The organism is Falsihalocynthiibacter sp. SS001 (genome assembly GCF_042445055.1).
Lineage (GTDB): Bacteria > Pseudomonadota > Alphaproteobacteria > Rhodobacterales > Rhodobacteraceae > Falsihalocynthiibacter.
This window is the reverse complement of record NZ_CP170339.1, coordinates 1,347,879-1,360,826: the sequence shown is the minus strand read 5'-3', so window position 1 is coordinate 1,360,826 and position 12,948 is coordinate 1,347,879. Positions and strand designations below refer to the sequence as shown.

At 55.9% G+C, this 12,948-nt stretch carries 12 protein-coding genes; 2 read left to right on the top strand and 10 right to left on the bottom strand.

Going from position 1 to position 12,948, the window contains the following annotated elements:
• Positions 1–3: 3 nt before the first annotated feature.
• From ACFE33_RS06610 to ACFE33_RS06570, 9 genes are all read right to left on the bottom strand, one after another.
• The gene (locus ACFE33_RS06610) at positions 4–756 is read right to left on the bottom strand and encodes a copper homeostasis protein CutC (protein ID WP_380058300.1); all 753 of its coding nucleotides are present in this window, start codon (positions 754–756) and stop codon (positions 4–6) included.
• Positions 722–1,855 (bottom strand): N-acetylglucosamine-6-phosphate deacetylase, encoded by a 1,134-nt coding sequence (nagA, locus tag ACFE33_RS06605; RefSeq protein ID WP_380058298.1) that lies wholly within the window; start codon positions 1,853–1,855, stop codon positions 722–724. Before nagA ends, ACFE33_RS06610 begins: the two co-directional genes overlap by 35 nt.
• Positions 1,852–2,802, bottom strand: coding sequence for an ROK family protein (locus ACFE33_RS06600; protein WP_380058296.1), 951 nt, complete (start codon positions 2,800–2,802; stop codon positions 1,852–1,854). The genes nagA and ACFE33_RS06600 overlap by 4 nt, the downstream gene beginning before the upstream one ends.
• A gap of 113 nt (positions 2,803–2,915) precedes the next feature.
• The gene (locus ACFE33_RS06595; RefSeq protein ID WP_380058294.1) at positions 2,916–3,920 is read right to left on the bottom strand and encodes an SIS domain-containing protein; all 1,005 of its coding nucleotides are present in this window, start codon (positions 3,918–3,920) and stop codon (positions 2,916–2,918) included.
• Entirely contained in the window at positions 3,917–5,053 is a 1,137-nt protein-coding gene (locus ACFE33_RS06590; protein WP_380058292.1) for a Gfo/Idh/MocA family protein, read from the bottom strand. Before ACFE33_RS06590 ends, ACFE33_RS06595 begins: the two co-directional genes overlap by 4 nt.
• The gene (locus ACFE33_RS06585) at positions 5,053–6,147 is read right to left on the bottom strand and encodes an ABC transporter ATP-binding protein (protein WP_380058290.1); all 1,095 of its coding nucleotides are present in this window, start codon (positions 6,145–6,147) and stop codon (positions 5,053–5,055) included. The genes ACFE33_RS06590 and ACFE33_RS06585 overlap by 1 nt, the downstream gene beginning before the upstream one ends.
• Positions 6,148–6,225: 78 nt before the next feature.
• On the bottom strand, positions 6,226–7,428 hold the full coding sequence (locus ACFE33_RS06580) for an ABC transporter substrate-binding protein (RefSeq protein ID WP_380058288.1): 1,203 nt from the start codon (positions 7,426–7,428) through the stop codon (positions 6,226–6,228).
• A gap of 23 nt (positions 7,429–7,451) precedes the next feature.
• The gene (locus tag ACFE33_RS06575) at positions 7,452–8,294 is read right to left on the bottom strand and encodes a carbohydrate ABC transporter permease (protein ID WP_380058286.1); all 843 of its coding nucleotides are present in this window, start codon (positions 8,292–8,294) and stop codon (positions 7,452–7,454) included.
• 1 nt (position 8,295) lies between these two features.
• Complete coding sequence (locus tag ACFE33_RS06570) at positions 8,296–9,234, bottom strand: carbohydrate ABC transporter permease (RefSeq protein WP_380058284.1); 939 nt, start codon at positions 9,232–9,234, stop codon at positions 8,296–8,298.
• Between the two features lie 210 nt (positions 9,235–9,444).
• On the opposite strand from ACFE33_RS06570, the gene ACFE33_RS06565 reads away from it, so the two are divergent.
• A complete protein-coding gene (locus ACFE33_RS06565) occupies positions 9,445–10,200 on the top strand; it encodes a GntR family transcriptional regulator (protein ID WP_380058282.1) in 756 nt (251 codons plus the stop codon).
• 1 nt (position 10,201) lies between these two features.
• The gene (locus ACFE33_RS06560; RefSeq protein ID WP_380058281.1) at positions 10,202–12,007 is read left to right on the top strand and encodes a beta-N-acetylhexosaminidase; all 1,806 of its coding nucleotides are present in this window, start codon (positions 10,202–10,204) and stop codon (positions 12,005–12,007) included.
• Here ACFE33_RS06560 and ACFE33_RS06555 read toward each other — a convergent pair.
• On the bottom strand, positions 11,996–12,934 hold the full coding sequence (locus ACFE33_RS06555) for a LysR family transcriptional regulator (RefSeq protein WP_380058279.1): 939 nt from the start codon (positions 12,932–12,934) through the stop codon (positions 11,996–11,998). The two genes, ACFE33_RS06560 and ACFE33_RS06555, sit on opposite strands and share 12 nt — an antisense overlap.
• Positions 12,935–12,948: the final 14 nt, after the last annotated feature.

The window sequence follows — 12,948 nt, the reverse complement described above, 5'->3', positions numbered from 1 at the left end:
CGACTATTCTAACGCGTCGATAGCGGTTCGCAGTTCTGCGATTTTGGCCGCATCGGTAAAACGCATCCCCTTAGGCGCAAAGCCGAAAGACTCGTTCAAGGGATCGGCATGCCCTTCCGAACCACATGAAGCATGGAATGAACGCGCGCCGGTAGCGTCGGCAAGTGCCTTGACGTTCTCGATATTCACGCCGCTCCCGACGACGATCTCGATCCTACCTGCCGCGCGCTCGTGCATCTGTCGAAGTTGTTCAACACCTTCTTGAGCAGTGGTCTGCCCACCCGAGGTCAGTATCCGCTTAAAGCCGAGGTCTATGACCTGCTCTATCGCCTCCAACGGGTCCAGCAATGTATCGATCACGCGATGCAAAGTTAGGCCCAGGTCTCCTGCCTCATCCGCGATACGGGTCAATGCGGAGATGTCCAACTTGCGTTCAGGGGTCGCGGCCCCCACAACTGCGCCCGCAAGGCCAGCATTCCGTACTGCGGTAAGGTCACCCAATACCGTAAGAATATCATCCTCGGAGTAGACAAAACCGCCAGCGCGCGGCCGCACCATCGCGTGTACGGGCACTGCGCTCTCGCGGGCCGCAGCAATTAATCCCGATGAAGGGGTCAGTCCGCCAACCGAAAGCGCGCTGCACAACTCGATTGTGTCTACGCCCGTCTGACATGCCCGAAGCCCTTGGACGGTATCAATACAGACTTCGAGCTTCGCCGAATTACGCGGCATCGTGAATTGGCGCGGATAGATCACCGACAAATTCATGCGCGGCGTTCAGGATGACAAGGTCGTCAACCCGTCGCCCTTCGAGCATCCCGTATTCAGGAACACCCATACATTCCGCAGGGATCGTTACGGCCATTTTCAGCGCATCCAGAAGCGATACGCCGACATGTTCGGCAAGGCGCTTCACACCCTGCGCTTGCGTCACATGCGCTCCCGCTAGGCTGCCTTCTGAATTTACCAAACGACCATCCTTGAGGTAAATATCCTGACCGTATAGCGAGAAATGGTCTTGGCCACCCACTGTCGCCATTGCATCCGAAACGAGGAACATCCGCCCCGAAACAGGACGTGCACGAATGGCAAGTCCGATCATTTCGTCAGCGACGTGATAGCCATCACAGATGATACCCGAGTAGAGCTCCGAATTAATCACAGCGCCAACCGCACCTGCGGCACGCCCGACCATTGGCGACATTGCGTTAAACAAATGGGTTGCACAGGTCGCCCCTGCGGAAATGGCCGTCTTAACCTGCTCCGAGGTCGCGTCCGTGTGACCTAGAGAGACAATCGCACCCATCTCCGCCAGTTTGGAGATTTGAGCGGGTGTCGCGGATTCTGGCGCGACCGTAATCATCACGGGCAGGTCAGCGTCGCGCAGCTTGCCAACAATATCTAACGTCGGTTGGTCCAACGGGCGCACAAATTTGCGCGCGTGCGTGCCACGCCGTTCTGGCGCTATATGTGGCCCCTCGATGTGAATACCGAGGATGCCACGGTCCCCTTTCGCTGCTAGCGCCGCTTCGGCAGCAAGACCCATCACCTCTTGTCGATCGGTGATAACAGTGGGCATAATCGCGACAGTTCCGAAACGGCGATGCGCTTCGGCCATGATACGCATGCCGTCGCTTGTAGGCGTTGCGTTCAACATGACATCGCCGCCGCCGTTGACCTGAAGATCAACAAAACCTGGTGAAATCAAGCCAGAGATGCGCTGTGATTGCGCCCCCTGCGGCAAATCTCCAGCCAGCACCTCGATTACGCGGTCGTCTTCGATACGCAAATGTGCGTTCTTGAGAATATTCTGTCCGTCAAAAACCGACGTAGGGCTAATCCAACGCTCGCTCATGATGCCTCCGCTTCGGTTATCGGGGCCGCTGGGTTGTCCAGCGGCGTCTGTTCTTGAAACGCGGCGTAGGCTGCTCCGCGCGCGCCGCTTGCATCTCCGCCCTCGGCCAAGACAATCGGCGCAACATCAAAGCCCCCTAACTGAACCTTCTTCATCGCTTCGCTCAAGGCATCAGTCACACCCTCGATATTCGACAATCCACCGCCCAGCACAAACACATTAGGGTCAATCGCAAGCGTGAGGTTGCAAAGCAATTCCGCGGTCAACTCGCACCAAATCTGCCAGACTTTCGCGGCCTGCGGATTGGTTTCCCGCTGCGCGATGATCTCTGGCGGGGAAATCTCGGCATTCATCACCGCCTGTGCGATGCGGCTCATGCCAGGTCCAGCGATATAGGTTTCGATGCACCCCATACGGCCGCAGCCACATTGAACGATTGGCAATCCATGCGCCGCGATCACGTGTGCCGGCGCGCTCATGTGACCGAACTCGCCCCCTGTCGCTGTTGGCCCCGCAAGGATCGAACCCGAATGCGAAATACCGCCTCCAACGCCTGTACCGAGGATCATGGCCAAGACTGTCTCGTGCCCGCGTCCGGCGCCGAAAACCGCTTCAGAGAGCGCAAGGGCGCGACAGTCATTCACATAGGTTACATGTCGCCCCACAGCGAGCGCCAGATCGCGGCTAAGTGGACGCCCAGTGGCGCAAAGGTTTGCCGTTAATGCAATACCAGTCGTCGGATTAATAAGCCCCGCTGCGCCCACACCAATAGGAAGCTGCGATCTCGCCTGCGTATCGGCCCAGTTAATGAGTTCAACGAGCGCGGCAACAAGCGCGTCATAGGTCTTGGGCGTTTGGACGCGCTTGCGGTCCGCAACTTGCCAGTCGCAATCGAACAACTGTAGTTCGATCTTTGTCCCGCCGAGATCAATGCCTGCCGCTTTCATGTCGTCACCGAATACCTAATTTTGTCGTCACTTACACCAGCCCCTTTGCGCACGCTAGGGCAGGATTGATCTTCGCGGTTGAAGCACCCTCCGCATTGGTGGAAGGGTAGAGCTCAGGTTGTTTGCGTTACCTTCGACAAGGTCGATGGTCTGTCAGGATCAAGGCCCAGCGCAAGCGCGGTTTCCAGAATGACTGAATACATAAAGTTCAGCAGCAGTGCTGCCGCGGCAGCTGGTGTCAAATCTGCGGCTCCAACATCAGCGGGGCTGATGCGATGCACGTCACACCCGACGCCCTTAAACCGTGCTTCGGCCTGATCCAGACTGTCTTGGGTATTTTCGGCACCTGTATCCAAGATCAGCACCATCAAAGGGTTCGTCGCAAGCTGTAGCGGGCCGTGCAATACTTCAGAAGACGAGTAAGCCTCGGCATGGAGCGCACAACATTCTTTGAGTTTTAGCGAAACCTCATGCGCCGCGCCAAACCCAGTGTCCCGCCCGATGACATACACGTTCTGTGCACGCAAGAGTGCGGCCCGAAGCGCCTCCGAGCGTGGATGCCGCGTTTCGAGGCTCTCCAGTACCTCAACGGCCTTGGCGGCGCGCGTGGCGTAATCTGGAACAAGAGCCGAAAGCACAGCCATCCCTGCGGCAACGGAGCCGATCACCGTTTTGGTGGCGGGTACTGCCAGCTCCGGCCCTGCCCCGATTGGCACGGTCATTGTCGCTGCGGCCTCTACGGGCGAGTCTGGCTGGTTCGTGATCGCAAGCACAGATGCGCCACGCTTTCCCGCGCCTTTTGCCGAACGTACCAAATCATCACTCGCGCCAGATTGCGAGATCACCATGACGGCGGCATCGTCCATCTTCACGCCGGCGCCCAATGAAAACACGGATGGCGGCAATGAGGTCACAGGAACGCCAAACTCTCGCATAAACTCGTAGGACAGGATGTTCGCAGCAGCATCTGAGGAGCCGCGCGCGATGGTATAAATCGCGGTGGCATCCTTGAGCGACGAAGCATCCACCTTCTGCTTGGCGGCACGGCAAAATACATCGCGCGCTTCCGCGGACTCACTGGCCATGAGGCGGCCTTTGTCTTTGATTTCCATCATCATGCCCGCAGTCCCCACTTATCAAATTCTTTCCACGTTTCAGTGAGGTCGACCGACCCACCGTTCACGCGCGCTTCGTCGAGCGCCATCGCCAGCAACCCGGCCTCAAGGGCGTCGACAACTCCAACCGGCAGCGTTTCTGTTTCGCCACGCAGGAACGCCGCGATATCAGCGACCATCATGTGGTCCGCCCCATAATGCGCAGACATTTTTGCTGGGTCGCCTTTGGTATAATCGTGCTCGGCAATGATCGAACCATCGCGCGCCGTGGCCTTGAGGTATCCGCGCACAAAGTCGCCCTCAATCATGCCAAGAGTACCCATCACACAAAAGCGGCGCTGCTCGTCCGGCACGTTCAAATTGGTATGAAACGCAAGGCTCGCCCCCGAGTCATACTGCACCAAAGCAGTCTGATAATCGATGATGTCGCCGTCCGAATGGAACGCATCCGGAACCGAATTCCACACGCTGGTTTTGCGGTGCATAATTTCGTTTTCGGTATTCGAGGTCGGCGCAAACTCGGGAACGAATGATTTACGCCCACCAAAACTTGCGACACGTGCAGGGCGCGAACGCGTTACCATGTTGTAAATGTCGAGGTCATGGCAGCATTTCTCGAGCATGAACCCACCCGACCATTCAATCATACGGCGCCAGTCGCGCATGAAGAACGCGCCATGATACGGGCCAATGTGTTCGTTCGCCTCAAGAGATGTAATCGGCCCGATCTGATCCAGAACAGCACGCAAATCGACCATGTGCTGTGAATAGCGTAGGACGAGTCCGACCATGACTTTGTCGGTGCCGTGCTTGGACAAAAGCTCGGCCAATTCCATCGTGTCGGCCTTAGTCGTCACAACAGGCTTCTCGGTGAAAATCCGCACACCTGCGTCCAGCCCCAACTTGATATGCTCCAAATGGAAACTATTGGGCGAACCGACAAAGAACAGATCAGGTTTCGTTTGCTCCAGCATTTTCGACACGTCGTCGAACTGCGGCACGTCGTTCCCGATCATACTCAGATAAGTTGGTTGTGGGTCATAGAACCCGACAAACTCGACCTCTGGCATGGTCTCTTTAAGGATCGAAAGCACGTGCCCTGCTCGCAATCCGATGCCCGCGGTAACTACTTTCATTACACAAGCTCCGGCGCGGATTGGCGACGCAAAACATCGCCATTCATGTTAAAGACGTGACAATCTTCGGCGTTCAACGCGAGCTTGATTGTGCTGCCTTCCTGAATGCGTGCATCCCCCGACAGCGAGGCGCAGAAACGCGAACCGTCGCTGATCGTGCCATAAACAATCGAAACACCCCCGAGGCGTTCAAGCACTTTGACAGAGATATCAAGCCCCTCCTCGCCAAGATCAACATTCTCGGGACGCATGCCGACTTCTACGCGATCGCCTTTTTTGACGGTCGATGTGTCGACAGGCAGCGTCACTTGGTATCCGCCCTCAAGCACAACCGTAAGACCGCCCGTGGTGTCGACCACTTTGGCAGGAACAAAGTTCATATTCGGCTGGCCAATAAAGCTAGCGACAAATTTCGTTTCGGGGTGGTGGTAAAGCTCCATTGGCGTGCCAAATTGCTCTACGCGCCCGCCATTCAGAACGACGATGCGGTCGGCCATTGTCATCGCCTCGACCTGATCGTGCGTCACGTAAACCATTGTCGCGTCCAGCTCGCGGTGTAGCTGGCTCAACTCAACGCGCATATCTCCGCGAAGGGCGGCGTCAAGGTTCGAAAGCGGTTCGTCAAAGAGGAAAACCTTGGGGTTGCGAACGATCGAGCGGCCGATCGCCACACGCTGACGCTGACCACCAGATAGCTGACCTGGTTTAAGCTGCAACTTGTCGGTGAGCTGGAGAATTTCGGCGGCACGCGCGACGCGGTTCTCCAAATCAGCGCCAGAGAGCTTCTGAACACGCAACGGGAACGCGATATTCTCATAAACTGTCAGGTGCGGATAAAGCGCATAGGATTGGAAAACCATCGAGATTCCGCGGTCCACGGGATGGGCGTCGCTTACGTCCTGACCGTCAATCACAACGGCGCCAGCGCTCGCCTCCTCAAGTCCCGCAATAATGCGGAGAAGCGTAGATTTGCCACAACCAGAAGGCCCGACAAACACGACAAATTCCTTGTCTTTGATTGCGAGGCTGATGTCATGCAGAACTTTGGCGGTACCAAAGGATTTACTGATTGCATTCAGATCGAGCGTAGCCATGGCGCATGCGTCCCATTGTAAAAGTAGAAAAAAGAGTGTGTGGGCGGCCAGAACGCGGCCGCCCGACGTTGTCAAAACTTAAAGAGCGTCGTCCAGCTCTTCGGCCGCGATTGTCACGAGGTTATCAACGGTATCGTCCTGAAGGATGATGCCCTGAACCATGTTCGTGAATACGGATTGCAGCGATTTGAAGTCTTCAACCAGCGGCTCTGGGCCACCTGTCGAGATTGTCGCTGTGAAGTTCGGCCAGATGCCCGACTCGTAGTACACTTCGGACATGCCAAGCGCCTTGTAGTCGAGGATTGGTGTTAGGCCCCAAGTGCTATCAAGGTCGTATTGGCTGTCGCCGGATGTGATTGCCTGAGCAAGCTCATGTGCGAGATCTTCGTGGCCGGAACCTTTGAACACAACGATAGAGTCAGTGATCAGGATTGTACCGCTTTCACCAGAAGGACCGGCAGGAACAGGCGCAACGAGTTGGTTGATATCTTCGTTGTGCTGGTTGTGACCCCAAGGACCGTTCACGTACATAGCGATTTGGCCGTCGTTGAACAGATCACGAAGCTGGTCACGCTCCCAAGCAGTTGGGCCGTCCTGTGCAACTTCAACAAGCTTGCCGTAGAACTCAAGCGTTTCGCGTGTTTCTTTGCTGTCGAGCTTGTTTTCGCCTGTTGCTGAATCGATCACCACACCACCGTTGGAGTAGAGATAGTTCAGGAACTGGTGCATTGTGTTGTCAAAGTCTTTGCCCGCAAGGCCAACACCTGCAGCTTCTGTGTTGTCTACAACGCCTTTAGCCATTGTGTACATTTCGTCCCAAGTTTTGGGAGCAACACATTCCTGACCGGACGCTTCGATGATGTCACAGTTCAGGTAAAGCGCCTTGGTCGAGAACGCGTGCGGATAGCCCCAAGTTGTGCCTTCGATGGTCACAGTGTTCAACACGCCTTCTTGGTATGGCGCTTCTGGGTCGATCTGAGCAGGAACAATCAGGTCGTTGTTGGCCATTTGGCGCAGTGTACGCGAGCCCATGTATGCGATGGAGGGCGGATCACCCGCCGCAGCAAGCGTCAGGGATTTGTCTTGGCATGTGCCCCAAGGAACCGCCTCGAGGTTTACTGTAACGCCCTCGTTGTCGGCCTCGAACTTATCGACCACTGCTTGGTCCGCTTCGCGGACTTCGCCGCCACACATGATGAAGTGCAACTCTTCATCAGCCTGTGCCGCCATTGCTGTTCCGGACAGCAACAAAGCACCCATAGTGATATTCATTAGTTTCATTAGAGTTTTCTCCCTTGGTTGATTTATTCTTTGACCGCGCCTGCCGTTAGTCCGGCAACGAGATACTTTTGGAGGAACAAGAAGATGACCATGACAGGCAAAACACCCACCAATGCTGCTGCCATCATTTCGTTCCACGTCACCGTCTGATAGCCGATGAATTCAAACAGACCAGCTGGCAGCGGTTGCAGCTCTCGTGTCTGGTTAAAGGTAATTGCGAACAAGAATTGCTGGGCATAGGCGCCGATGAACACGGCCACGCCAACAACAATCAATCCCGGAGTAGCCAGCGGCAGAACCACGCGGCGCAAGGTGTACATACGCGATGCGCCGTCCACAAAAGCCGCCTCCTCCAGTTCGCGAGGGATTTTCTCAAGATAAGAGCGCAAGAGCCAGATGCCTGTCGGAATAAGGAACGCAACGCCCGGAACGATCATCGCCCAGTAGGTGTTCAGCAACCCAAGGCTGCGCAAAACACGGTACAGCGGGATCAATAGAACAGCGCCGGTAAACATATTCACGCCAAGAAAAATCGCGAGCGACGCATTCTTGAACGGGAATTGAAGCCGCGCATAGGCATAGGCCGCTGGGATAACAAAGACCATCGTAATCCCTGTCACCGCAAACGAGATGAACACCGAGTTAAAGATATAGCGTCCGAGGAGCGGCACTGTTTCCCACATTTGCGAGTATGCAGCGAAGCTAAAGTCATCCGACCAGAACTGGTATGGACTACGGAAAAGGTGCTCCAGCGGGCGCAGGGATGCCATGAACATCTCAAAGAATGGCAACAGCATGAAGGTCAGGAACAGAACGATACAGAAGTAGATGCCTGCGATTTGCAGCTTTGAATAGCGGTCCATCATCTTACTTCACCCCGTATTTTTTGTTGATCTTGTTCAAGAAGAACAAGTAGGCCAATGAGAACAAACCAAGCAGCAGCACGATAATCACGGCACGCGCAGACCCTTCGCCGAACTTGTAGTTCCCGATCGCGGTCTTGTAGGTGTCCACGATCAACGTTGTCGTCGCACCGCGTGGCCCGCCCTCTGTCAGGATCCAGATGATCTCAAAGCTGTTGAACGTGAAGATCGCTGAGAGAAGCGACATCGACACAATCACCGGCATAATCTGAGGGATTGTAATGCGACGGAAACGATAGAAGCGCCCGGCCCCATCAACCCATGCGGCCTCATAGAGATCACGGTTTACGCCCTGCATCGCAGCGAGGAAGAACAGCGTGATCATCGGCGTACCGACCCAGACATCCGTCACGACCGCCGAGTAGAACGCGGAGGACTTATAGGCAAGGAATTCAAACGGTCCATCCGTGATGCCCACAGTTTGCGCAACGCCAGACAACAAGCCGAAATAACCGTTATACAGCCAAAGCCAGCCAATACAGCCAATCGCAATCGGAATAACCCACGGCGGCATCACGAGCACGCGAAACAATCCACGCCCCGGAACAGCCGCATTCAGAAGCACCGCCCCGATCAAACCCAGAACAAGCTTGAGCGCGACCGACAGGAACATCCAGTAGAACGTGCGCACGATCGTTTGGTGGAACTTTCGACTTCCCGCCAAATCTTCGTAGTTGGCCAGTCCGACATACTCCTCACCGCCTAGCCCCGCTTCCATAAATGAAAGCCGGATGGTTTCGGCGAGCGGCCATGCCACAATCACTCCGATAAAGAGCATCGCAGGCGCAACCAGAAGCCAGGCAAATACGCTCTCGGGAATTGCGCGCTTTCGCGTCACATCCCGCACCACGCTATTGGCTCCATTTTCAGTGAGTATTGTCAATTCTTCCCCTCCAGCTCCTGCCGACGAATCGGCGGCGTTTCCCAACCATACCAAATTCTTTTCACATGACCAGAATTTTAATACCAAAATACAAAAATGGTATTTTTATCTTGTTTAGAAAGCGATTTAACCCTAATAATTCAGCAACCCAACTAAACACTCTCGTTTAATTGGTATCATAATTAAAATACCAAAAGGGACCAGATTCCTATGGATACGCCAACAGATATCTACGATTCAGGGCTTTGGTTCACGGCCGGAAAAGGGCCGCGGTATCAACAACTCCACCGCCATATCAGCGCCGCGATTGCCTCGGGAACGCTCGCCGCGGACGAGCGCCTACCGGCAGAGCGAGAGATCGCAGATATAGCGGGAATCTCGCGCGTAACTGTGCGCAAGGCCGTAGCGCAATTGGTTGCGGACGGATTGGTCGAGCAACGCCACGGTGCAGGATCATTTGTGCGCGCCTCTGCCCCAAAGCTAAAGCAGTCGCTGTCAAATCTGGTGTCCTTCACCGAGAATATGTCCGCGCGCGGCGTATCCTCCACGAGTGAGGTGTTATCGCACGGCCTATTTGCGCCAAACCCTGACGAAATGATCGCCCTCGGGCTCTCTGCGACCGACCAAGTCGCGCGCGTTCATCGCTTGCGAAGCGCGGGCGACGTGCCGATGGCGCTTGAACTTTCGTCGCTTCCACAAGACATCCTTCCCCAGCCGGAACGCGTTCAGGTTTCGCTTTACGAAATCCTCCGCCGCCGTAATCAGGCGCCAGTTCGGGCGATTCAGCGGGTAACGGCGGTGAACGTAAAAGGACGCGACGCAGAACTTCTTAAGCTCCCCGAAGGCACCGCCGTTTTGCGGATTGAGCGCACGGGTTATCTGGTATCCAGACGCCCGATTGAGTTCACGAGCGGCCTATATCGGTCTGATATTTATGACTTTATTTCCGAACTCGGAGTCGAATAACATGCAACACACCTGTCACCTTGACGGCGAGAAGATGCAATGCACCATCACCGCCGACCGCGATCTTACTGCGCCTATGTTCTGCTTTTCGGGGATGTCTCCGATCACCGCAACCGCTGGCGGCAAACGGGTCAAAGGTGTCGGAAGCTACACGGAAATTGCGCTCCCTGACTTGGTCAAGGGACAGCCACACGATGTAACGCTTGAATACTGCGGCGGGTTCAAACCGGCCAATCGCGCTTGGCTGCCACTCGGCCCGTACCTTCGCGTGGGAAAAGAGACTTTCGCTCTCCCTCCAACGCCAGCGGGTGTGCGACGCAAGGAACCGCAATCGCTCCCGCCATTCGACGGCCTGCGCATCACACCGCAGCCAACCAGCTTTGCACCGACCTCTGGCACACTTAAGGTTTCGTCGCTTAATGTGTCTGATGACGCTTTCGACAGCGTCCATGAGCTTGCAAAACGCCGCGACCTCGGGACATTCCTATCCAAGGATGGCACCCCAGTTCGGATCATAAACGACGATTCAGCAAACGATGCCTACCAGATCACAATCACACCCGACGACATAGAAGTTCGCGCGAGCGGTTACGGCGGACGTTTCTACGCCGCGATTACGCTTCTTACGCTGATGAACACGCATGACCGAGAGATCCCCTGCGGCACCATCACCGATGCGCCGCGGTTTGGTTGGCGTGGACAGCACCTTGATACCGCGCGCCACTATTATCAGCCGCAAACCATCCTCGACCTGCTGGATATCATGGCACTGATGAAGCTGAACCGCTTCCACTGGCATTTCGCCGACGATGAGGCATTCCGGCTTGAGATCGACAGCCTCCCCGAACTTTGGCAGAAGACGGCGGTTTGCGGCGAAGGCCATCTGATGCCCGCGCTCTTCTCAGGAAAAATCGAAGCTGGCGGGAGCTACTCTAAGCAAGTCGCCCTAGAAATAATCGCGCACGCCGCCGCTCTGAATATCGAAGTTCTCCCTGAGATCGAAGCACCCGCCCATGCTCTGGCAACAACATTTGTTTACCCCGAAACGCGCGACCCTGCCGACAATGGCCCAGAGGTCAGCGTACAGGGGTATCTGGGCAACGTTCTGAACCCCGCGATGCCAAAAACATGGGAAGTGCTAAACGCAATCGTGACCGAGGTTGGCGCCCTATTTCCGTTTGGGCACCTGCACTTGGGGTGCGATGAACTCCCCGAAGACACGTGGATGGGCTCGCCCAAAGCACGGGAGCTAATGAAGGCAGAGGGCCTTGAAACGACCAAAGATTTACAAGGCTGGACGATCAACAAGCTCGCCTCAACTGTTGCCGCCAATGGCATCCGTCCTGCCGCTTGGGAAGAAGCCGCGCAAGGCTCGAACGGTGGCATCGGCAACAACGCCATTCTATTTACATGGACGGGCCAAGGACCGGGACTTGAGGCGGCGAAACGGGGCTATGACGTGGTTATGTGCCCGGCGCAGCACGTATATCTAGACATGGCGCAAACGAATGATCCCGACGATTGGGGCGCGAACTGGGCGGCCTATGTCTCGCTGGCGGACACCATCGCATGGGAGCCTGTCCCCGACCCTGCCCTCGCGGAACGGATTATCGGTGTGCAGGGTCAGTTTTGGTCGGAATTCACCACGAGCGACGATCAACTTTGGCCAATGATTATGCCGCGTATCCTTGGGGTCGCGACCAAAGCATGGCAATCGCAGGACATAACCCCAGTTGTTTTGGCCCAACTCGCGGGGCACTACACCTCCCTGTCGCTGAACCTGCCGTCAACGGGCTTAGCTGACTGAGGCGGTATTCGCGAGAGCTTGGACAATCCGATCTCTCAGGTGATCGGACAGTGGGCTACTGACGAAATCCTTGCGCTGAAGAAGGTGGTAGGGCGAAATAATGACCGATTGCTCGGTGCGCACGGTCTGCATCCCGCCCGCCCCCGTATCACGCAAGAGTTTCGCCACTTCGCTTGAGATGGGCGAGATAAAGTCGCTCTCTTGCAAATAAGAAATCATGAACAGTAACGAAGTCGTATTGATGATCTCTTGCGGCAACGGAATGCCACGTGTCAGATAAGCCTCCTCTATCGCCTCGCGCATCGGCGCACCCGGAGACTGTACAACCCAGCCGTACCCTTCCAGACCGGCAAGCTGGGGCTTGGAAATATCCAAGAGCGGATGGCCTGCGCGCACCATAAATTCTACAAGCTCAACCCGACCGCGCATGACCTCAAATTCGCGCGCGTCCTGGTCTTCGGGAATACGCGAGAGGATGAAATCATAGTCGCCTTGCAAAAGCCCCGTCATAAGTTGGTCGCTCGGCCCGACATCCACATGTATATCCGCCCCTTGCGCATCACGCTCAAGCGCCTGAATTGCAGGGACAATATAAGCCACCGCCGCACCCGTCACCGACCCCACGCGAACGGTGCCGGTCTTGCCCGCGCCGAATGCACTCACCTCATTCACCGTGGCCGACAACCCCTGAAGAAGTCGCCCTGCGTGTCGGATCAGAACCTCTGCAATCGGAGTGGGCACCATTCCTTTCGGATTGCGAATGAAAAGCGGTTGCCCGACCATTTTCTCAAGCTCGGACAACATCCGCGAAGCGGCGGGCTGTGTGATCGCGAGCCGTTGAGCCGCAATAGAAAGCTGCCCCACCTCGCCGATGGTGTGAATGAGCCTGAGATGCCGAAGCTGGATACGATTTAAGAGTGCCTGCATACATTCACCGCATA